We start from the raw sequence: 20,682 nt of genomic DNA, 5'->3' as shown, positions 1-20,682 counted from the left end.
ACGCCCTCGCTGAGAGAGGCCCGCACGCGACCACTCGCGGCGGGCCTCTCTCAGTGTTCGGCCAGGCGGTACCCGTCGTCCCGCAGCCGGGCCAGCACCCCGGCGCAGTGTTCGGGGCCCTTGGTCTCCACCTGGAGCTCGACCTCGACCTCGTCGACGTCCAGGTCGACGCCGGTCCGGGTGTGGTTCACGTGCATCACGTTGGTGCCCAGCTTGGCCAGCTCACGCAGCAGCCCGGCCAGCGCGCCCGGGGTGTCGTGCAGCCGGACCCGCAGCTGCAGGTAGCGGCCCGAGGACGCGAGACCGTGCCGCACCACCCGGAGCAGCACCAGCGGGTCGATGTTGCCGCCGGAGAGCACCACGACCACCGGCCCGGCGAAGGCACCGTGGCCCCCGGCCATCACCGCCGCGACCCCGGCGGCACCGGCCGGCTCGACCAGCAGCTTCGCGCGCTCGGCGGTGAGCAGCAGCGCGCGGGACAGGTCCTCCTCGGAGACGGTGCGCACCTCGGTGCCGTGCCGGTGCAGCAGGTCGAAGGGCACCAGACCCGGAGTGCCCACCGCGATGCCGTCGGCCATCGTGTGCAGTTCGGTGGCGGTGGTCGGCTCCCCCGCCGCCAGCGAGATCGGGTACGCGGCGGCACGCGACGCCTGGACGCCGATCACCCGGATGTCCGGTCGCAGCTCGGCGAGCGCACCCTGGATCCCGGCGACCAGACCGCCACCGCCGACCGGCACCAGCACGGTCGCCGCGTCGGGCACCTGCTCGACCAGTTCCAGCGCGAGGGTGCCCTGACCGACCACGACGTCGTGATGGTCGAAGGGGTGGATCAGCACCGCCCCCGTGCGCTCGGACTCCGCACGGGCGGCGGCCAGCGCCTCATCGACCGTCACCCCGTGCAACCGGACCTCGGCGCCGTACTCCCGGGTCGCGGCGATCTTGGGCAGCGCGGCGTCGATCGGCATGTAGACCACCGCGTCGATCCCGAGCTTGGCGGCGGCCAGCGCCACGCCCTGGGCATGGTTGCCGGCACTGGCGGCGACCACGCCCCGCGCCTGCTCCTCGGCGCTCAGCCGGGCCATCCGCACGTAGGCGCCGCGCACCTTGAAGGACCCGGAGCGCTGCAGGTTCTCGCATTTGAGGTAGACGTCCGTCCCGGCGATCTGGCTCAGCGCGCGGGAGAACTCGACCGGGGTGCGGGTGACCACACCGTCGAGCAGCTCGGTCGCCGCCCGGACGTCGTCCAGGAACGTCACGCGTCGGCTCTCGGTCGGCGGAGCTCGACGTGGTCGTCGACCCCCAACTGCGGGAACTTGTCGTGGCCGTGCAGGTAGAGGACCACCGTGTTGAGCACCGCGGCGATCGGCACCGCGAACAGGGCGCCGACGATCCCGGCCGCCATCGACCCGGCGGTCACCACCAGCAGCACCGCCACCGGGTGCAGGGACACCGCGTGGCCCATCAGGAACGGCTGCAGGATGTGCCCCTCCAACTGCTGGACCAGCAGCACGACGCCGAGCATGATCAGCGCGATCACCGGACCGTGCGCGACCAGGGCGACCAGCACCGCCACCGCACCGGTCACGATCGCGCCGACGATCGGGATGAAGGACCCGACGAAGACCAGCGTCGCCAGCGGCAGGGCGAGCGGCACCTGGAGGATCGCGGCGCCGATGCCGATGCCGGTCGCGTCCACCAGGGCGACCAGGATCTGGGTGCGGGTGTAGGCGCTCAGCGTGACCAGGCCGCGACGGCCCGCCTGGTGCACCCGCTCCCGGACGCTGCGGGGCAGCAGGTTCACCACCCAGGACCACACGGTGCGGCCCTCACGCAGGAAGAAGAAGGTGCAGAACAGCGCGATCAGCGCACCGGCGGCGACGTGCCCGACCGTGGTGGTCACCGACAGCGCGCCCGAGAGCAGGCTGGACGCGTTGTCCTGCAACTGCTGGCGGCCCTGGTCGACCAGGTCGCTGACCTGCATCGAGGTGACCTGCAACGGGCTGGTCTCCAGCCAGTTCAGCAGCTTGTCGACACCCTCGGAAGCCTGGTCGCTCAGGTCGCCGAACCCGGCGGCGATCGACCGGCCGGCCAGCACCACCAGCCCGGCCACCACCGCCAGCAGCCCGATCACCGAGGTGATGGCGGCCAGCGTGCGGCCGAAGTGCAGCCGTCGGCGCAGGAAGGAGGCCACCGGCATCAGCAGCACGGTGAGCAGCAGCGCCACCGCGACCGACACCACGATCACCTGGAAGTAGCCGATCAGCCAGAAGGCGGCGGCGGCCGCACCGGCGATCAGCAGGAACCGCCAGGACCAGGACGCCGCTGCTCGCACCGCCGGGGTCACCGACTGCTCGGCCGTCCAGCCCTGCGGGGTGTGCCCGGTGGCGAGGTCACCCTCGTGCAGCACCGGACGGCGGCGGCTCCTCACGACGCCAGCGCCTGCGTCAGGTCGGCGATCAGGTCCGCCTCGTCCTCGATGCCGACGCTCAGTCGCACCAGGTCGTCCGGCACCTCCAGCGCGGTGCCGACCACGGAGCCGTGGGTCATCCGGGCCGGGAGTTCGATCAGGGACTCCACCCCGCCCAGCGACTCGGCCAGGGTGAACACTCGGGTCTTGGCGCAGATCTCCGCCGCGCGCTCGGCGCTGCCGGCCCGGAAGGACACCATGCCGCCGAAGCCGGACATCTGCCGGGCGGCGACCTCGTGCTGCGGGTGGGAGGGCAGCCCGGGGTAGATCACCGCGGGGATGTCGGCCCGCTGCTCCAGGAACGCCGCCACCGCGGCGGCGTTGGCGCTGTGCCGGTCCATCCGCACGCACAGGGTCTTGAGCCCGCGCAGGGTCAGCCAGCCGTCGAAGGGCCCGGCGATCGCGCCGGAGGCGTTCTGGTGGAAGGCCACGGCATCCGCGAGCGCCTGGCTGCCGGTCGGACCGGTCAGGCCCACCGGAAGCTGTGCGCCGTCGGCGGTGATGACGGCGCCGCCCACCACATCCGAGTGCCCCCCGATGTACTTGGTGGTGGAGTGCACCACCACGTCCGCACCCAGCGCCAGCGGCTGCTGCAGGTACGGGGTGGCGAAGGTGTTGTCGACCACCAGCAGCGCCCCGGCACCGCGGGCCAGGCCGCTGAGCGCCGCGATGTCGGCGATGCCGAGCAGCGGGTTGGTCGGGGTCTCGGCCCAGATCAGCTTGGTGCGACCGGGCTGGATCGCCGCGGCGACCGCGTCGGCGTCGGACAGGTCGGCCGGGGTGTGCTCGATCCCCCACGGCCCGAACACCCGCGCGATCAGCCGGTAGGTGCCGCCGTAGGCGTCGTTCGGGATCACCACGTGGTCACCGGGACGCAGCACCGCACGCAGCAGGGTGTCCTCGGCCGCCAGTCCGGAGGCGAAGGCGAAGGCGGCGCCACCACGCTCGGCGCTGGCCAGTGCCTCCTGGAGCGCGTCGCGGGTCGGGTTCGCCGACCGGGAGTACTCGTAGCCGTTGCGCAGCCCCCCGACGCCGTCCTGGGCGTAGGTCGACACCTGGTAGATCGGTGTCACCACCGCGCCGGTGGTCGGATCCGGTGCCTGACCGGCGTGGATCGCCCGGGTGGAGAAGCCTGCCTCGGACCAGTCCTGCTCGTGGTTCGTCACCAGCACAGGCTAGGCGTTCCGCGGCGGGAATGACACGGCGATGTCGCCGGTTGAGGAGCGCGGACCCGCAAGGAGGGGAGCCCCGAGATGAACTGGCTGTTCGGTTCCGCACTCAAGACCACCATGGTGACCCCGGAGCGTGCCCTCCGTGGCCGCGACGACTACGCCTATCACGTCCCCAGCACGCACACCGTGCTCGGCACCCCGATCCAGGGACCCTGGCCGGAGGGCACCCGGACCATCGTGTTCGGCCTGGGCTGTTTCTGGGGCGCGGAGCGCGTCTTCTGGCAGCTGCCCGGCGTGGTGACCACCGCGGTCGGCTACCAGGGCGGTTTCACGCCCTACCCCAGCTACGAGGAGGTGTGCACCGGTCTGACCGGGCACGCCGAGGTGGTGCTGGTGGCCTACGACCCGACGGTGATCTCCGACGCCGATCTGCTGCGCGCGTTCTGGGAGGGTCACGACCCGACCCAGGGCATGCGGCAGGGCAACGACGCCGGTACCCAGTACCGGTCGACGATCTACACCACCACCCCCGAGCAGGCGGCGGTCGCCGAGGAGACCCGGCAGGCGTTCCAGGAGCGGTTGGCCCGTTCCGGCTTCGGGGCGATCACCACCGAGATCCGGCCCGCCGCCGAGGCGGGGCAGTTCTTCTACGCCGAGGACTACCACCAGCAGTACCTGGACAAGAACCCGAACGGGTACTGCGGTCTGGGTGGCACCGGGGTGTCCTGCCCGCGACCGGTGGACGGCATCGCCTCCGCCTGAGCACACGACGAAGCCCGGCATCCCGCAGCGGGGTGCCGGGCTTCGTCGTGGAACCGGTCAGGCGTTCGCGAAGGCCGCCAGGCCCAGCTGCACCGCCCGGTCGAAGAGCTGCTCGCGCTCGGCGGCCGACAGCTCCTCGGCCCGGAACATCAGGTCCGAGATCGAGCAGATGGCCAGCGCCTTCTTGCCCTCCCGGTCGGCGACGCCGTACAGCCCGGCCGCCTCCATCTCCACCCCGAGGGTGCCGTGCGCGACCAGGCCGGCGCGCAGCTCCGGCTCGTTGTTGTAGAACGAGTCCGAGCTGAAGATCGCCCCGGCGTACACAGCGCCCTCGCCCTGCTGCTGGGCGGCGGCGTAGGCGGCGGACGCCAGGCCGAAGTCCGGGGTGGCCGAGTAGTGCGCCCCGGGGACCAGGCGACGCAGCACGTCCGAGTCGGTGTGCGCCGCGGTGCCGATCACCACGTCACCCACGTTCAGGAACGGTGCCATGCCCCCCGCGGTGCCGATCCGGATGATCCGCTCGACCCCGAAGAACCGGTACAGCTCGGTGGCGTAGATCGCGATGGACGGGATGCCCATCCCGGACCCCATCACCGAGACCGGACGGCCCTGGTAGGTGCCGGTGTAGCCGAGCATCCCGCGCACCTCGGTGACCAGGCGGGCGTCCTCCAGCACGGTCTCCGCGATCCGCTTGGCGCGGCGCGGGTCGCCGGGCATCAGCACATCCGGCGCGAAGTCACCGTTCTCCGCGGCGATGTGCGCGGTGGCCATCAGTGGGTGCCGACGATGTCGACCACGAACACCAGGGTGTCCCCGCCGCGGATGCCCGCCTGCGGGACGCCGCGGTCGCCGTAGCCCAGGTGCGGCGGGATCGACAGCAGCAGGCGCGAGCCGACCGGCTGACCGACCAGGCCCTCGTCCCAGCCGCCGATCACGGCGCCCACACCGATCGGGAAGCTGATCGACGAACCGCGGTCGTAGGAGTTGTCGAAGACGTTCCCGTTCCAGCTCTGGCCGAGGTAGTGCACCTCGATCTCGTCGCCGGCCTCGACCAGCTCACCGGTGCCCGGCTCGAGGACCAGCACCTCCAGCTCGGCGGGGGCGGCACCCTCGGGGAAGGTCAGGGTCGGCTTGTCACCGAAGGATCCGGTGGCCTGGGGCAGGGTGGCGGACATGGGTGCTCCTCGAAGTCGAATGCGCGCGGTCCGGACCATCCTGCCTGGTTCCTGCGCCGAGGGGCGAACCCGGGTTACGGTCGCCGCAGCCAACGACGGCGGAGGAGAGGGCGAGCGATGGCGCTGACCAACTGGGCGGGGAACGTCGACTTCCGGCACGAGCGACTGCACCGGCCGTCATCGGTCGAGGAACTGCGGGCGATCGTCGCGGACTCGGCGCAGATCCGGGCGCTCGGCACCGGGCACAGCTTCAACCGGATCGCCGACACCCGCCACGACCTGGTCCGCCTGGACGCGCTGCCCGCCGCCGTGGAGATCGACCCCGATACCCGCACCGTGACCGTCTCCGGCGGGGCGCGCTACGGCACCGTCGCCGAGGAGCTGCACCGGCAGGGCTGGGCGCTGCACAACCTGGCGTCCCTGCCGCACATCAGCGTGGCGGGCGCGGTGTCCACCGGCACCCACGGCTCCGGGTCGCCGAATCTGGCCGCGGCGGTGGCGGGGCTCGACCTGGTGACCGCCGACGGTGAGCTGCTGGCGCTGCGCCGGGGCGACGACGACTTCCCCGGCGCCGTGGTCGCGCTCGGCGCACTGGGGGTCGTGGCCCGGGTGGTCCTGGACATCGAGCCGACCTACGACGTCGCCCAGGAGGTGCACCTCGACCTCCCGTGGGAGGCGGTCGCCACCCACCTGGACACGATCATCGAGTCGGCCGATTCGGTCAGCCTGTTCACCGACTGGGCCGGAGCCGCCGTGAACCAGGTGTGGCGCAAGACCCGACTCGTGCCCGGCACGACGTACCGGCGCCGCGACGACCTGTTCGGCGCCCGACCCGCCCCCGGCCCGGTGCACCCGCTGCCCGGCATCGACCCGGTCAACTGCACCGAGCAGCTCGGCGTCCCCGGGCCGTGGCACGAGCGGCTGCCGCACTTCCGGCTCGCCTTCACCCCGTCGAACGGCGACGAGCTGCAGTCCGAGTACCTGGTGCCCCGACGGAACGCGGTGGCGGCGATCGAGGCGATGCGCTCGCTCAGCCACCTGGTCACGCCCCTGCTCCAGGTCTCCGAGCTGCGTACGGTCAGCGCCGACGACCTCTGGCTGAGCAGCGCCTACGGCGACGACCGGATCGGGGTCCACCTGACCTGGCAGCCGCGTCAACGGGAGGTCGAGGCGGTGCTGCCGGCGATCGAGGCGGCGCTGTACCCGCTGGGGGCACGGCCGCACTGGGGGAAGCTGTTCCACGCCGTCGACCCGGCCGCGAGCTGGCAGCGCTGGACGGACTTCCGGCAGCTGGTGCGGCGACTGGACCCGAGCGGGAAGTTCGGCAACGACTTCCTGGCCGGGCTCAGCGGGTGATGAACGCCAGCAGGTCGTGCCGGGTCAGCACGCCGACCGGCTGACCGTCCTCGACCACCATCAGCGCGTCGTCGGACTGCAACGCCTGCTGCGCCGACTCCACCGACTCCCCCGCACCGATCAGCGGCAGCGGGTCGGCCATGTGCCGGTCGACCCGGTCGGAGAGCTGGGCCTTCCCGGCGAAGACGGCGTCCAGCAGATCGCGCTCGGAGACCGACCCGGCGACCTCGCCGATCCTGACCGGCGGTTCGGCGCCGACCACGGGCATCTGGGACACGCCGAACTCGTGCAGGATCTCGATCGCGTCGCGGACGGTCTCGGTGGGGTGGGTGTGCACCAGCGAGGGCAGCGAGCCGTCCTTGGTGCGCAGCACGTCGCCGACGGTCGAACCGTCGCCACCGGTGAGGAAGCCGTAGGACCGCATCCAGGAGTCGTTGAAGATCTTCGCCAGGTAGCCACGCCCGCCGTCCGGGAGCAGCACCACGATCACCGCGCGGGCGGCTGCCGCCGGGTCCTCGTCCTGAAGTCGGCGCGCCAGGCGCAGCGCGCCCTCGACCGCCATGCCGCAGGAGCCGCCGACCAGGAGCGCCTCCTCCCGGGCCAGCCGCCGGGTCATCGCGAAGGAGTCCGCGTCGGAGACCGCGATGATCTCGTCCGGGACGCTCGGGTCGTAGGTGCTCGGCCAGAAGTCCTCGCCGACCCCCTCGACCAGGTACGGCCGCCCGTCGCCACCGGAGTAGATGGACCCCAGCGGGTCGATGCCGACCACCTGGACCGGGCCGGAGTCGCGGTCCGCCGACACGTCGTGCAGGTAGCGGCCGGTGCCGGTGATCGTGCCGCCGGTGCCGACGCCCGCGACGAAGTGCGTGACGGTGCCGTCGGTGTCCGCCCAGATCTCCGGCCCGGTGCTGGCGTAGTGCGAGGCCGGTCCGTGCTGGTTCGCGTACTGGTTCGGCTTCCAGGCACCCTCGATCTCGGTCACCAGCCGGTCGGACACCGAGTAATAGGAGTCCGGGTGGTCGGGGGCGACGGCGGTCGGGGTGACGACGACCTCGGCGCCGTAGGCGCGCAGCACGTCGATCTTGTCCTTGCCGACCTTGTCCGGGCAGACGAAGACGCAGCGGTAACCCTTGCGCTGGGCGATCAGCGCCAGACCGACCCCGGTGTTGCCGCTGGTCGGCTCGACGATGGTGCCGCCGGGGCGCAGCTCGCCCGACTGCTCGGCCGCCTCCACCATTCGTTCGGCGATCCGGTCCTTCGCGGACCCGCCCGGGTTGAAGTACTCGACCTTGGCCAGGATCGTCGCCGACAGGCCCGCGGTCACGGTGTTCAGCTTGACCAGCGGGGTGTGGCCGACCAGGTCGGAGATGTGCTCGGCGTACTTCACCGTGGGTGGCTCCTGTCGGATGGGATGACGGCTGAGGGGGCGGACATGCCGCGACCCCGGCGCTCAGCGTAGGCCGAGCACCGGGGTCGCCGGCGGGACGAGGTCAGTCGCGACCCTGCAGGATCGCGAGGATGCGCAGGATCTCCAGGTAGAGCCAGACCAGCGTCACGATCAGACCGAAGGCGGCGGACCAGGCGAACTTGGCCGGCGCACCACCCTCGACGCCGCGCTTGATCGAGTCGAAGTCCATGATCAGGCTCGCGGCGGCCAGCCCCACGGCGACCAGACCGACCAGCACGCCGAGCCAGCCGGAGCGCAGCGGGCCGAAGTCGCCGCCCATGAAGAACGAGAGCACGAAGTTGACCAGGCTGAAGGCCAGGTAGCCGACCAGGGAGATCATCAGCCAGCGCGTGAACTTCGGGGTGACCCGCACCTTGCCCGACTTGAACAGGAACAGTGCGGCACCGAAGGTCGCCATCGTGCCGATCACCGCCTGCAGCACGATCGGCTGGGCGTTCTCACCGGCGACGTACATGTTCTGGAAGACGAAGCTGATGCCACCCAGGAACACACCCTGCGCCACGGTGTACGCGATGATCAGCGGCGGGCTGGGGTTCTTCTTGAACGCGTTGACCAGGCCGAGCACCAGACCGGCGATCGCGCCGACCCAGAACAGCTGCGGTGCCCAGTTCCAGGTGGCGGCCGCCACCACGACCAGCAGCGCGAGCAGCCCACCGGTCTTGACGATGACGTCGTCGTAGGTCATCCGCCCGGTGTCCCGGGTGGTCGCCGACGGGGCGCCGTACATCTGGTCGAGCTGTGCGGCGTCGACGGTGGAGCCCGGGGCTGCCTGCGGCTGACCGGTGTAGTAGCCCTCCAGGTAGCCGGGCTGCTGCGGCTGACCCGCGCGGGTCTGGTTGCCACGCTTGCCCTGCGCACGAGGGTCGCCGAAGACGGCGCTGTTGCTGAACACCGGGTTGCTCATGAGTCCTCCGGGTCGGTTCGGATGTCGGACCGGCTGTGTTGGGTCTTCAGACTAGAACGCGGAAGGGCGTCGCACAGTTCCCGCGCGACGCTGACCAGCGCAGGTCATCCTTGAGAGGTAGGCCCTCCGCCGTCGGATGTAGCACCGCCGCGACCAAGATCCGTCGTCGGACCGTTCCGGCGGCGGGCCGCTGACCCCTAGGTTCGTCACTGTCGCCATCACCGACCTGTGCGAGGACATCATGATCGAGGCCCACGGCCTGACGAAGAGATACGGCGCGAAGACCGCCGTGAACGGCATCAGCTTCACCGTCCAGCCGGGCAAGGTGACCGGGTTCCTCGGTCCGAACGGCGCCGGGAAGTCGACCACCATGCGGATGATCATGGGGCTGGACAGCCCCTCCGCCGGGACGGTCACCGTGAACGGCAAGCCCTACGCCCAGCTGAAGTCGCCGCTGACCGAGGTCGGCGCGCTGCTGGAGGCCAAGGCCGTCCACTCCGGCCGGTCGGCCACCAACCACCTGCGCGCCCTCGGTGCGACCCACGGCATCGGCAAGAAGCGGGTCGCCGAGGTGATCGAGATGACCGGCCTGGGCCAGGTGGCCGGCAAGCGGGTCGGCGGGTTCTCCCTCGGCATGGGCCAGCGGCTCGGCATCGCGGCCGCCATGCTCGGCGACCCCCGCACCCTGATCCTGGACGAGCCGGTCAACGGCCTGGACCCGGAGGGTGTGCTCTGGGTCCGCAACCTGGTCAAGCACCTGGCGTCCGAGGGCCGGACCGTGTTCCTGTCCTCGCACCTGATGAGCGAGATGGCGCTGACCGCCGACCACATCCTGGTGATCGGCCGCGGCCAGATCATCGCCGACGCCCCGGTGAACGACATCGTCGCCGGCGCCTCCGGACAGTCGGTGCGGGTGCGCAGCCCGCACGCCACCCGGCTGGTCGAGCTGCTCGCCGGGCCGGAGGTCACCGTGACCTCGCTGGAGGCCGGGCTGCTGGAGGTCACCGGCACCAGCGCCCAGGCGGTCGGCGAGCTCGCCGCGCAGAACGCCCTGGTGCTGCACGAGCTGACCCCGGTGCAGGCGTCGCTGGAGTCCGCCTACATGTCCCTGACCGCCGACGCGGTCGAGTACCACTCCACCACCGGCGAGCAGCCGCAGAACCGTGAGGAGACCCGGCGATGAGCGCCACCACCGCAACCGCCCCGACCCGGTCCCGGGTCGGCCAGCCGGTCACCTTCCCCAAGCTGGTCCGCTCGGAGTGGATCAAGCTGTGGACCCTGCGGTCGACCTGGTGGGTCGTCGCGATCACGGTGCTGGCCCAGGCCGGGTTCACCTGGATGGGCACCTACTTCACCCTGCAGAACATCGATCCGACCGAGATGGGCCTGGCCACCGCGGAGGTGGGTCCCAGCTTCCTGCAGTCCGGCGTGCTGATCGGTCAGCTGGTGCTCTCGGTGCTGGCGGTGCTCGCCATCACCGGTGAGTACTCGACCGGCTCGATCCGCTCCACCTTCGCCGCCGCGCCCAAGCGGATCGACGCGGTGCTGGCCAAGGGCCTGGTCGTCCTGGTGGTCGCGTTCATCACCGGCGCGCTCGCCACCCTGCTGTCCTGGGCGCTGATCGCACCGACCCTGGGCTCGGAGTACGGGCTCGACCTGTCCAACGAGATCCACCGCCGGGTGCTGATCGCGATCCCGCTCTACCTGGTGGGTGTCACGCTGTTCGCCTTCGCGGTCGGTGCGCTGCTGCGGGTGTCCGCCGCCGCGCTGGCCACCGTGTTCGGCTTCTTCCTGGTGATCGAGACCCTGTTCAGCTCGCTGAGCATCAAGTGGATCTCCGAGATCAGCCCCTTCCTGCCGTCGAATGCCGGCTTCCAGGTGCTGTCCACCTCCACCGAACCGATCAGCGCGCTGCGGGCGGCCAGCGACGTCACGGTGCTGACTCCGTGGCAGGGCTACGGAGTGCTGATCGCCTGGGGTGTGGTGCTGCTGACCGCGGCTCTGGTGCTGGTGCGCAAGCGCGACGCCTGAGCTGCCGACGATGACCTCGACCACGACGCCCGTGCCCGAGCCGACCGGCTCCGGTGCGGGCGTCGTGGTGTCCGGGAACGAGTTCACCGAGTTCGACGCCCGGCGACTGAACCGGGTCCGGCGGTACTTCGCCGCCCACCCGCGCGCCTCGGATGTCCTGGTGTGCGCGCTGATGGTGGTCGAGATCGCCGTGAACGGAGCCATGGACGGATCCGGGATGCCCGTCCTGCGGCTGGTCGCGGTGATCGTCCTCGGCTTGATCGCTGTGGCGGCGCTGTGGTTCCGGCGGCGCTCGCCGGTGCTGGTCCTGGGTGCGCTGGCCCTGCTGGCGGCCGTCAACGTCGGCATCAGTGGCCGACTGGGCAGCTTCGCTCTCGCGATCGGGTTCGGCGTGTACACGGTGGCAGCGAGCCGGACCGCGCGGATGACCTGGTGGATCGTCGGCGGTTCGCTGCTCCTGGCTGGACTCACCTTGGTGGCCTCCGCCGCGACGGTGACCGGTGGCCCGAACTCCGGCAGCATGACCTTCGGTGTCGGCGTACAGCCCGACGTCGCCTCGGAACTGTCGAATCTGATCTTCACCAGCTTGATCGCCCTGGTGATCGGCACCAGCGTCAGTAGTCGGCGTGCGCACGTCAACGGCATCCTGGCCCGCCACCAGGAGCTCCTGGCCGCCAGCGAGCAGCAGGCGAGCCTCGCCGCCGCCACCGAGCAGACCCGGATCGCCCGGGAGATGCACGACGTCGTCGCCCACGGCCTGACCGTGATGGTCGCCCTCTCCGACGGCGCCCGCACCGCGATGCGTCGCTCCCCGGACGACGCCGACCGGGCGCTGGAACTGCTGTCCGAGACCGGGCGCACCGCCCTGACCGACATGCGCCGGATGCTCGGGGTGCTGCGCGGCAACGACGTCCCGCTCGAACCGCAACCGCAGGACCTGGACGAGCTGGTGCAGTCGTTCCGGGTCGCCGGGATGACCGTGCACCTGACCACCTCCGGACCGCCGCTGCCGGAGGACCCGACGCTCGCGCTGACCGTCTACCGGGTGGTGCAGGAGTCGTTGACCAACGCCCTGCGGCACGCGGGGCCGCACACCCGGGCCGAGGTGATCGTGGCCAGGACATCCGAGGAGGTCCTGATCGAGGTCACCGACTCCGGCTCCGGCGGGGCCCCCGCCGAATCCCTGATGGCCCCGCGCGGCGAACGCCTGCGGGCACGGCTCTCCGGTGACGACGCCCCGACGCTGCCGACGCCGCCCCGCCCGGGACGCGGCCTGGTCGGCATGCGCGAACGGGCGGCGGTCTACGGTGGCAGCGTCTCCGCCGGACCGCACCAGTCGGGCTGGCGGGTGCAGGTGCTGTTGCAGATCGACCCCGAGGAGGACCGGTGACCGCGATCCGGGTGCTGCTGGTGGACGACCAGCCGTTGCTGCGGATGGGCTTCACGCTGGTGCTGCAGGACGAGCCGGACCTGGAGGTGGTCGGCGAGGCCTCCGACGGCGCCGAGGCGGTCGCCCAGGTCGCCGCGCTGCGACCCGATGTGGTCCTGATGGACGTGCGGATGCCCGGCACGAACGGGATCGACGCCACCCGGCAGATCGTCGCCTCCGGCTCGGACGCCCGGGTGCTGATCCTGACCACCTTCGACCTGGACGAGTACGCCTTCGCCGCGCTGCGCGAGGGCGCCTCCGGCTTCCTGCTCAAGGACGCCCGGCCGAGCGACCTGACCGCCGCGATCCGCTCGGTCGCCGCCGGTGACGCGGTGATCGCCCCCCGGGTCACCCGCCGGATGCTGGAGCTGTTCGCCACCGACATGCCCGGAGTCGGACAGACCGCCCCCAGCCCGGGCATGTCCGATCCCCGGCTGGACACCCTGACCGCCCGCGAACGGGAGGTGCTGCTCGCGGTGGCCGAAGGGCTGTCCAACGCAGAGGTCGCCGAGCGGCTGTTCCTGTCCGAGGCGACGGTGAAGACGCATGTCGGGCGGATCCTGACCAAGCTGGAGGTGCGGGATCGGGTGCAGGCGGTGGTGCTGGCCTACCGGTCGGGGCTGGTGGGCGGGTAGCCCCGGTTCACACCTCCCCGATCGCCTCCTCCGGCGTCAGCTCCACGGTGCGGGCCGCCTCGTCGGCCTGCCGCCGCGCCCAGGGCAGCGACTCGCCCACCGCGTGCGCCATCCCGTGGCCCTTCCACACGAAGGCGACCACGCCGATCACCAGCACCCCGGCGCCGACCCAGAACGGCAGCACGTCGCTGATCGGGTGCAGCAGCCCGGCGATCACGGGGGCGGGGGCCGCCAGTCCCCAGCGGATCAGGTTGAACGCCGCGGTGGTGGTGCGCCGGTCCTGGCCGCCGATGCCCAGGGCCAGGTCGGTGAGGTTGGCGTTGGCGATGCCCATGCAGACACCGGCGAGCACCAGGACGACGATCGACTCGGCGGTGCCGACCGAGGTGGCGAGCAGGACCAGGGCGACCAGCAGGCCGCCGATCGCGGTGCCGACGGTGGCGACGGCGCCGATCCGGTGTGCCAGCCGGTGGCCGATCACCAGGATGCCGAGCGCCAGGCCGATGCCCCAGGCGGTGAACACCAGGCCGAGCGGGATCACGTCCAGCCCCAGGAACACCGGGGTGTAGCCGAGGACCACGAAGAACACGAAGTTGTAGGCACCGGTCACGACGCACAGGGTGCGGAAGGCCGGGCGGCGGAACGGCTGCATCACGTCGCCGAGCTTGAGCGCGCTGGGCGCCTCGGCCGGGTCCTTCAGCCGGGTGATCGACACCGCGAGCGCCAGGATCATGAACACACCGCAGGCGGCGAACGGGATCCGCCAGGAGATCTGGCCGAGCAGACCGCCGAGCAGCGGGCCGACGGCGAAGCCGAGTCCCACGCAGGTCTCGAAGAGCTCGACCACCCACTCGCGGTCGTTGGCCAGGGCGACCAGCAGCACCATCGCGGTGGCGAAGAACATCGCGTTGCCCAGGCCCCACAGGCCGCGCAGCACCGACAGTTCGAGGATGTTGCCGGACAGCGCCGCCAGGATCGCGGCGATGGCGACCACGGTGACGCCGGTGGCGAGGATCTTGCGGTAGCCGAACTTCCCGGTGGCGATCACGGCCGGGATCATCCCGACCGCCATCACCAGCAGGTAGGCGGTGAAGAGCAGTTCGATCTGCCAGGTGGAGGCGCCGATCTCCTGCCCGATCACCGGGAGGATCGGGTCGACGATGGCGATGCCGGCGATGGCGAAGAAGGCGGTCAACGCTGTCGCGTAGATCGCGGTCTTGTTCGGCTCGGGATGACGGCTGGGCACAGCTCTCCTCAGGAACACGACGATGGGATTACCTGCATCATACAGCTGTTACCCTGGGGCTGCGTGACAGACTGGTCACACAGGGGGCCCGGAGCCGTTCACGAGGGAGAACATGTCGCCGAGCGAGGACGCCGTCAGCACCGTCGAGGCAGAGGTCGCGATGCTCCTGCGGCTGGCCGAGCGCAGTCGCCGGTCGTCCCCGCGCCGCCTGGGTGAACTCGACCGCTCCGCCTATCTGGTGCTGGGCGTGCTGACCACCCAGGGGCCGCGCAGCGTCAACGCGATCGCGGACGCCCTGCGCCTGGACCCCTCGACCGTCACCCGGCAGGTGCTGGCGATGGAACGCGCCGGGCACGTCTCGCGCACCGTCGACGACACGGATCGGCGGGTCACCGTGGTCGCCGCCACCGACGAGGGTCGCGCGGCGCTCGCCGAGACCCGGGAGATTCGCGGCGGGATCTACCGCGAGGTGCTGGCCGACTGGACCGAGCAGGAGCGCACGGCCCTCGCCACGGCCCTGCACCGCCTGAACGTGGACCTCGACGACTGGGGTCGCGCCCACGCGGGCTGAGTCGACCGGGCACGCGGGTGGCCGGGGTCACAACGAGCAACGGGTAAGGCTGACCTAAGCTGCACGGGTGATGAAGCCCAAGGCACCCCGGCCCGGAATGCCCGCGACGGTCCAGCAGGTCGAACGGCTGACGCCGGAGATGGTCCGGTTGACCCTGGGTGGTGCGGCCCTGGCCGCACACTTCCAGCCGAACCCGCATGCCGACGCCTACGTGAAGCTGCTGTTCCTGCCCGGGTCGCAGGACCGCACCGGAGTCGCCGTGCTGTCTGAGTGGTCACTGCCGGACGGCCGGATCGACCTGGAGGCCGCCCGGGAGGCACTCGGCCCGGAGCTGGCACCGCGGATGCGCACCTACACCGTGCGCGACTGGGACGGCTCACGGATGCTGGTCGACCTGGTGGTGCACGGCACCGAGGGGCTCGCCGGGCCGTGGGCGGACACCGCCGCGGTGGGCGACCGGGTGATCGTGGTCGGCCCCGGTGGCGGCTACTCCCCCGACCCGGAGGCCGACCATCACCTGCTCGCCGGGGACGCCAGCGCGCTGCCGGCCATCGCGGTCGCGTTGCAGCGGCTGCCACAGGACGCGCGCGGTCACGCGGTGATCGAGGTGCCGCACGATCAGGAACGGCAGGACCTGTCCGCGCCGTCCGGCGTACCGGTGCAGTGGGTGATCGCCGAGCCGGGTGCGACCGGGGCGTCACTGATCAGCGCGGTGCGGTCGCTGCCCTGGCCGGAGGGCCGGGTGCAGGGCTTCGTGCACGGTGAGGCCGGTGCCGTCCGCGAACTGCGCCGCTACCTGCGAGTGGAGCGCGGGGTACCGATCAGCGACCTGTCGATCTCCGGGTACTGGCGGCTGGGCGGTGACGACGAGGCGTGGCGGGCGAGCAAGCGCGAGTGGTTGCGGGCGATCGAGGAGTCCGAGGCGGCGGCAGGACTGGACTGAACCGGCCCGGAGCCCTTCAGTCGGCCAACCGCCACGGCGATCCGTCCTGAGTGGCACGGCCGTCGGCGACCACCCGGACCGCGTAGGTCGGCTGCTCACGGCCGTCGACCGGACCGACGTACTCGTGCCCGGTCATGTGGCACCACACCGGCAGGTCGATCGGCGCCACCGGATCACTGGTGCTCAGCTCCACCACGTCGCCCGGCGGCAGCTCGGCCACCCGGGCCCGCAGCAGCACCAGCAACCGGGCGCAGCCCAGGTCGCCACCCGCCAGCTGATGCACCCGCACGCGTCCGAGCCTAGCCACCCCCTGGACATCGGACGACGACCCGGCAGACTGGGGCGATGACCACGCGCCCCACGAACGTGTCGATCACCATGCCGCCGGACCAGGTCACGGGGGTGCACGCCGACTTCGTGAGCGCCTGGCACACCCAGGACGTGTTCGTCCTCGACTTCGCCGCGGTGGTCGGCCCCGGTCGCCCCGCTGAGGGCCCCGACGGTCAGCCGGTGACCCAGATCGACGCGCAGGTGATCGCGCGGGTGAAGCTCCCGCCGAGCCAGGTGTTCGAGATCATGAAGGCGCTGGAGCAGCAGCTGTCGGCCTGGGAGTCCGAGACCGGGCACCGGCAGACGCCATCCGCCTGAGTCAGCGGAACGTCCGCCGGTACACGAGCAGCGCGATCAGGTAGGCGACCACCAGCAGCCCGCCACACCAGGCGAGCGCCACCCAGAGCTCGCTGCCGACGGCCTCTCCCGCCAGCAGCCCGCGGATCGCATCGACGATCGACGTCACCGGCTGATGGTCGGCGAATGCCCGCACCGGCCCCGGCATCGATTCGGTGGGCACGAAGGCCGAGCTGAGGAACGGCAGGAAGATCAGCGGGTAGGAGAACGCGCTCGCCCCGTCCACCGTGGTCGCGGTCAGCCCCGGGATCACCGCCAACCAGGTCAGCGCGAGAGTGAACAGCCCCACGATCCCGGCGACCACCAGCCACGCCCCGATCCCGGCGGTCGATCGGAACCCGATCAGCACCGCGACCAGCACCACCACCGCCAGGGAGATCGCGTTCGCCACCATCGACGTCAGCACATGCGCCCACAACAGCGCGGAGCGACCGATCGGCAATGACCGGAAGCGTTCCACGATGCCGCTGCTCAGGTCGGTGAACAGCCGGAACGCGGTGTAGGCGACACCGGAGGCCACCGTGATCAGCAGGACGCCGGGCAGCAGGTAGTCGACGTAGGACCCGGCCGACCCGGTGTCGATCGCCCCGCCGAAGACGTAGACGAACAGCAGCAGGAACGCGATCGGCATGACCGCGGTGGTGATGATGGTGTCCGGGCTGCGACCGACGTGCCGCAACGATCTGCCCAGCAGCACCCGCGTGTCCGCGATCATGCTCGTCCTCCGATCAGGGTGAGGAACACGTCCTCCAGGGTGGGCTTCTTCTCCACGTACTCCACCGTCGGCGACGGGAGGAGGGCGCGGAGCTCGGCGAGGGTGCCGTCCTGGATGATCCGACCCTCGTGCAGGATCGCGATCCGGTCCGCGAGCTGCTCGGCCTCCTCCAGGTACTGCGTGGTGAGCAGGACGGTGGTCCCGGCGGCGGCGAGCGAGCGCACGGTGTCCCACACCTCGTTGCGCGCCTGGGGGTCCAGACCGGTGGTGGGTTCGTCCAGGACGATCACCGCCGGGTCACCGATCAGGCTCATCGCGATGTCGAGTCGTCGGCGCATGCCACCGGAGTACGTGGCCGCCCGTCGGCCCCCGGCCTCGGCGAGCGAGAAGGTGTCCAGCAGCCGGTCGGCGATCCCGCCCGGGTCGGGCAGGTGACGGAGCCGGGCGACCAGGGTCAGGTTCTCCCGGCCGGTGAGCACACCGTCCACCGCCGCGAACTGCCCGGTCAGGCTGATCGACTCCCGGACCCGCTCCGGCCGGGTGCGCACATCGTGGCCGTCGACGGTGATCGACCCGCCGTCGGCGGCGGTCAGGGTGGCGAGGATCCGGACCAGCGTGGTCTTGCCCGCACCGTTGGCGCCGAGCAGCGCGTGGACCGTGCCGCGCCGGACGTCCAGGTCGACGCCCCGCAGCACCGTGACATCCCGGTACGACTTCCGCAGGTCGCGGATCGTGATCGCGGTGGACACGGTCGGCCTACCGTTCGGCTCGGGTGATCGCCTGGGCGAGCTTCTCGCGCTCCTTGCCGATCCACGCGCCCGCCGGGTAGTTGCGCAGGAACTCCTCCGCGAACTCCACCGGGTCCTCGCCCACGACCGCCCGCACCGGTGTCCCGTCGGCGGCCGCCTGCTCGAACAGCTCGGTGAGATCGTCGAACACCTGCTGCAGGGGGTCGGACTTGCCCGGGCCGAGCACGCTCACGTACCGCTCCAGCGCGTCGACCGCGATCCGGTACGGCTCCGGCAGTGCGTCCACCCGCGCCCGGTACGCGCGGTAGTGCTTCTTCTGATCCAGCCAGCTGGTCATGCTCGTTCTCCGTTCGCGTCGTGGAGCCGGTCGAGTCGTGCGGTGAGGAACCCCCAGCTGCGCCAGAACTCGTCGAGCGCCTGCCGGCCCTGGGCGTTGAGGGTGTAGACCTTGCGCGGCGGGCCCTTCTCGGATGGGACCCGGGCGACGTCCACGAGTCCCCGGTTCTCGATCCTGACCAGCAGCGCGTAGACGGTGCCCTCGGCGATGTCCTCGAAGCCCTGGTCGCGCAGCCAGCCGGTGATCTCGTACCCGTAGGCCGGGCGCTGGCGGAGGATCGCCAGGACGATGCCCTCCAGCGTGCCCTTGAGCATCTCCGTCATCTGTTTGCTCACGGAACCTCCTACTCAGTGTCGTTGACTACTGGTAGTAAGTTACGCCGAGTAGCGGTACTTGGCAACACTGAGTACCGAGGAGATGAGAAGTGCCCCCGGTGGGACTCGAACCCACACTGGGTCGGGTTTAAGCCGACTGCCTCTGCCGATTGGGCTACGGGGGCGCGGATCCATCCTGCCGCAGACATGACGACGCCCCGCACACCGAGTGGATGTGCGGGGCGTTCGCGTCCTGATCAGGCGGTGGCCGGAGCCTTCGCCTCGGTGCTCGACACCGGGCTGTGGTCCTCCACAGCCAGCTTCGGCTTCGGGGGCACGGAGGCGGCACGGAACTCGGCGCGCGGGTCGTGGATCGAACCCAGCGGGACGACCTCACGGCGCCACAGCAGGTTGGCGGTCCACCCGGCCATGATGTTGATCTTGCGGTTCCAGGTCGGCATCGCCATCACGTGGTACGTGCGGTGCAGCACCCAGGCGAAGAAGCCGCGGACCTTGATCTTGCCGAACATCTGCGCGACGCCCTTGTACATGCCCAGGGAGGCGACGGCGCCGACGTTCTTGTGCTTGTAGTCGGTCGGCTGCGCCGAGCGGAGCACCAGCGCGAGGTTGTCGGCCAGGTGCTTGGCCTGACGCAGCGCGTGCTGGGCGTTCGGCGGGCAGAACGCGCCCGGGTTGTACAGATCCGGCACGGCGGCGCAGTCACCGGCGGCGTAGGCGTCCGGCACGACGTTGCCGTGCTCGTCGGCGATCTGCAGCGTGGCGAGGGCGGTGACCCGGCCCATCTTGTCCAGCGGCAGGTCCGAGTTGGCCAGCACCGGGTTGGCCTTCACACCGGCGGTCCAGACGATGGTCTCGGAGTCGAACTCGGTCTTGTCCGAGAGCACGACATGCCCGTCGACGCAGGAGTTCAGGAAGGTGGACAGGAACACCTCGATGCCGCGCTTGCGCAGCTGCTCCAGGGTGTACCCGCCGAGCTCCTCGGAGACCTCCGGCAGGATCCGGCGCGAGCCCTCGACCAGCACGAAGCGCAGGTCGGACTCCTCCAGCGATGCGTACTGCTTCACCGCGTCGCGGGCCATGTCCTCGACCTCGGCGATCGCTTCGACACCGGCGAAGCCACCACCGACGAAGGTGAAGGTGAGCATCTTCTTGCGCAGGTCGGCGTCCCAGGTGGACGACGCCAGGTCGATCCGGCCCAGCACGTGGTTGCGGACCGCGATGGCCTCCTCCACGTTCTTGAAGCCGATCGCCTCCTCCGCCAGACCCGGGATCGGCAGCGTGCGGGCGACCGAACCCAGACCCACGATCAGGTGGTCGTAGGTGACCCAGTACGGCTCACCCTCCTCCGGGGTCACCTGCACGGTGCGGTCGGCGTGCTTGATCTCCGACACCTTGCCCTGCAGCACGTCGACACCCTTGAGTGCGCGCACGTGCGGCGCGACGACGTGCCGGGCGTCGATGGACCCCGCGGCGGCCTCCGGCAGGAAGGGCGCATAGGTCATGTACGGGCGCGGGTCGACGACGACGATCGCCGCCTCGCGGTTGCCCAACCGACGGCGCAGACGCTGAGCGGAGTAGAGCCCGACCGTCCCACCACCGAGGATCAGGATGCGGGGCACCTTGCGCGGCTTGGCGCTCGTGGAAACGGAGGACTCAGTCATGGGACAACGGTAGATCCGCCATGACGCCACGGTCGACCT

Annotated in this window: 23 protein-coding genes and 1 tRNA gene; 9 read left to right on the top strand and 15 right to left on the bottom strand. The window is 71.1% G+C overall.

Annotation, left to right across the window (positions count from 1 at the left end):
* Positions 1–50: 50 nt before the first annotated feature.
* From ilvA to HGK68_RS03205, 3 genes are read right to left on the bottom strand one after another with little or no spacing between them, the layout of a single operon-like run.
* Positions 51–1,256 carry a threonine ammonia-lyase gene (gene ilvA, locus HGK68_RS03215; RefSeq protein ID WP_169164655.1) on the bottom strand — a complete coding sequence of 402 codons (1,206 nt, stop codon included), beginning with the start codon at positions 1,254–1,256 and terminating at the stop codon, positions 51–53.
* The gene (locus tag HGK68_RS03210) at positions 1,253–2,428 is read right to left on the bottom strand and encodes an AI-2E family transporter (protein WP_425483660.1); all 1,176 of its coding nucleotides are present in this window, start codon (positions 2,426–2,428) and stop codon (positions 1,253–1,255) included. The genes ilvA and HGK68_RS03210 overlap by 4 nt, the downstream gene beginning before the upstream one ends.
* Entirely contained in the window at positions 2,425–3,633 is a 1,209-nt protein-coding gene (locus tag HGK68_RS03205; RefSeq protein ID WP_169164654.1) for a cystathionine gamma-synthase, read from the bottom strand. Before HGK68_RS03205 ends, HGK68_RS03210 begins: the two co-directional genes overlap by 4 nt.
* 87 nt (positions 3,634–3,720) lie before the next feature.
* On the opposite strand from HGK68_RS03205, the gene msrA reads away from it, so the two are divergent.
* Complete coding sequence (gene msrA, locus HGK68_RS03200) at positions 3,721–4,401, top strand: peptide-methionine (S)-S-oxide reductase MsrA (RefSeq protein WP_169164653.1); 681 nt, start codon at positions 3,721–3,723, stop codon at positions 4,399–4,401.
* Between the two features lie 57 nt (positions 4,402–4,458).
* Here msrA and deoD read toward each other — a convergent pair whose 3' ends face one another.
* Together deoD and HGK68_RS03190 are read right to left on the bottom strand one after the other, a co-directional pair.
* Positions 4,459–5,172 (bottom strand): purine-nucleoside phosphorylase, encoded by a 714-nt coding sequence (gene deoD / locus HGK68_RS03195; protein ID WP_169164652.1) that lies wholly within the window; start codon positions 5,170–5,172, stop codon positions 4,459–4,461.
* The gene (locus tag HGK68_RS03190; RefSeq protein WP_169164651.1) at positions 5,172–5,576 is read right to left on the bottom strand and encodes an FKBP-type peptidyl-prolyl cis-trans isomerase; all 405 of its coding nucleotides are present in this window, start codon (positions 5,574–5,576) and stop codon (positions 5,172–5,174) included. The genes deoD and HGK68_RS03190 overlap by 1 nt, the downstream gene beginning before the upstream one ends.
* A 117-nt stretch (positions 5,577–5,693) precedes the next feature.
* On the opposite strand from HGK68_RS03190, the gene HGK68_RS03185 reads away from it, so the two are divergent.
* A complete protein-coding gene (locus tag HGK68_RS03185) occupies positions 5,694–6,932 on the top strand; it encodes an FAD-binding protein (protein WP_169164650.1) in 1,239 nt (412 codons plus the stop codon).
* Here HGK68_RS03185 and HGK68_RS03180 read toward each other — a convergent pair.
* Positions 6,922–8,319 carry a cystathionine beta-synthase gene (locus HGK68_RS03180; protein WP_169164649.1) on the bottom strand — a complete coding sequence of 466 codons (1,398 nt, stop codon included), beginning with the start codon at positions 8,317–8,319 and terminating at the stop codon, positions 6,922–6,924. The two genes, HGK68_RS03185 and HGK68_RS03180, sit on opposite strands and share 11 nt — an antisense overlap.
* 103 nt (positions 8,320–8,422) lie before the next feature.
* Complete coding sequence (locus HGK68_RS03175; RefSeq protein ID WP_169164648.1) at positions 8,423–9,304, bottom strand: Bax inhibitor-1/YccA family protein; 882 nt, start codon at positions 9,302–9,304, stop codon at positions 8,423–8,425.
* Positions 9,305–9,545: 241 nt separating this feature from the next.
* On the opposite strand from HGK68_RS03175, the gene HGK68_RS03170 reads away from it, so the two are divergent.
* The 4 genes from HGK68_RS03170 to HGK68_RS03155 are packed head-to-tail and all read left to right on the top strand — an operon-like array spanning position 9,546 to position 13,399.
* Positions 9,546–10,487, top strand: a complete 942-nt coding sequence (locus tag HGK68_RS03170; protein ID WP_169164647.1) for an ABC transporter ATP-binding protein — start codon at positions 9,546–9,548, stop codon at positions 10,485–10,487.
* Positions 10,484–11,335, top strand: coding sequence for an ABC-2 transporter permease (locus HGK68_RS03165; RefSeq protein ID WP_169164646.1), 852 nt, complete (start codon positions 10,484–10,486; stop codon positions 11,333–11,335). Before HGK68_RS03170 ends, HGK68_RS03165 begins: the two co-directional genes overlap by 4 nt.
* A 10-nt stretch (positions 11,336–11,345) precedes the next feature.
* Entirely contained in the window at positions 11,346–12,725 is a 1,380-nt protein-coding gene (locus tag HGK68_RS03160) for a sensor histidine kinase (RefSeq protein ID WP_169164645.1), read from the top strand.
* Between the two features lie 44 nt (positions 12,726–12,769).
* Positions 12,770–13,399, top strand: a complete 630-nt coding sequence (locus HGK68_RS03155) for a response regulator (RefSeq protein WP_169166919.1) — start codon at positions 12,770–12,772, stop codon at positions 13,397–13,399.
* Between the two features lie 7 nt (positions 13,400–13,406).
* On the opposite strand, the gene HGK68_RS03150 is transcribed toward HGK68_RS03155, so the two are convergent.
* Positions 13,407–14,645 carry an MFS transporter gene (locus HGK68_RS03150; protein ID WP_169164644.1) on the bottom strand — a complete coding sequence of 413 codons (1,239 nt, stop codon included), beginning with the start codon at positions 14,643–14,645 and terminating at the stop codon, positions 13,407–13,409.
* Positions 14,646–14,757: 112 nt separating this feature from the next.
* On the opposite strand from HGK68_RS03150, the gene HGK68_RS03145 reads away from it, so the two are divergent.
* Positions 14,758–15,216, top strand: coding sequence for a MarR family winged helix-turn-helix transcriptional regulator (locus HGK68_RS03145; protein WP_169164643.1), 459 nt, complete (start codon positions 14,758–14,760; stop codon positions 15,214–15,216).
* 70 nt (positions 15,217–15,286) lie between these two features.
* Positions 15,287–16,159 (top strand): siderophore-interacting protein, encoded by an 873-nt coding sequence (locus tag HGK68_RS03140; protein WP_246260549.1) that lies wholly within the window; start codon positions 15,287–15,289, stop codon positions 16,157–16,159.
* Between the two features lie 16 nt (positions 16,160–16,175).
* Here the strand turns inward: HGK68_RS03140 and HGK68_RS03135 are convergent, their stop codons facing one another.
* Positions 16,176–16,448, bottom strand: a complete 273-nt coding sequence (locus HGK68_RS03135) for a sulfurtransferase TusA family protein (RefSeq protein ID WP_169164642.1) — start codon at positions 16,446–16,448, stop codon at positions 16,176–16,178.
* Positions 16,449–16,504: 56 nt separating this feature from the next.
* Between HGK68_RS03135 and HGK68_RS03130 the strand changes: the two genes are divergently transcribed.
* Positions 16,505–16,807, top strand: a complete 303-nt coding sequence (locus HGK68_RS03130) for a DUF3467 domain-containing protein (RefSeq protein ID WP_169164641.1) — start codon at positions 16,505–16,507, stop codon at positions 16,805–16,807.
* A 1-nt stretch (position 16,808) separates the two neighbouring features.
* Here HGK68_RS03130 and HGK68_RS03125 read toward each other — a convergent pair whose 3' ends face one another.
* The 6 genes from HGK68_RS03125 to HGK68_RS03100 form a co-directional block, all read right to left on the bottom strand.
* Positions 16,809–17,561, bottom strand: a complete 753-nt coding sequence (locus tag HGK68_RS03125) for an ABC transporter permease (RefSeq protein WP_169164640.1) — start codon at positions 17,559–17,561, stop codon at positions 16,809–16,811.
* A complete protein-coding gene (locus HGK68_RS03120; protein ID WP_169164639.1) occupies positions 17,558–18,310 on the bottom strand; it encodes an ABC transporter ATP-binding protein in 753 nt (250 codons plus the stop codon). The genes HGK68_RS03125 and HGK68_RS03120 overlap by 4 nt, the downstream gene beginning before the upstream one ends.
* A gap of 7 nt (positions 18,311–18,317) precedes the next feature.
* The gene (locus tag HGK68_RS03115) at positions 18,318–18,647 is read right to left on the bottom strand and encodes a DUF1048 domain-containing protein (RefSeq protein ID WP_169164638.1); all 330 of its coding nucleotides are present in this window, start codon (positions 18,645–18,647) and stop codon (positions 18,318–18,320) included.
* Entirely contained in the window at positions 18,644–18,982 is a 339-nt protein-coding gene (locus HGK68_RS03110; RefSeq protein WP_169164637.1) for a PadR family transcriptional regulator, read from the bottom strand. The genes HGK68_RS03115 and HGK68_RS03110 overlap by 4 nt, the downstream gene beginning before the upstream one ends.
* 90 nt (positions 18,983–19,072) lie before the next feature.
* Positions 19,073–19,146: transfer RNA gene (locus tag HGK68_RS03105), tRNA-Leu, on the bottom strand.
* Positions 19,147–19,218: 72 nt separating this feature from the next.
* Positions 19,219–20,643, bottom strand: a complete 1,425-nt coding sequence (locus HGK68_RS03100) for an NAD(P)/FAD-dependent oxidoreductase (RefSeq protein WP_169164636.1) — start codon at positions 20,641–20,643, stop codon at positions 19,219–19,221.
* Positions 20,644–20,682 lie beyond the last annotated feature (39 nt).

It is taken from the genome of Cellulomonas taurus (assembly GCF_012931845.1).
GTDB lineage: Bacteria > Actinomycetota > Actinomycetes > Actinomycetales > Cellulomonadaceae > Cellulomonas > Cellulomonas taurus.
The sequence above is the reverse complement of the archived record's forward strand: the minus strand, read 5'-3'. Positions and strand labels throughout refer to the sequence as shown.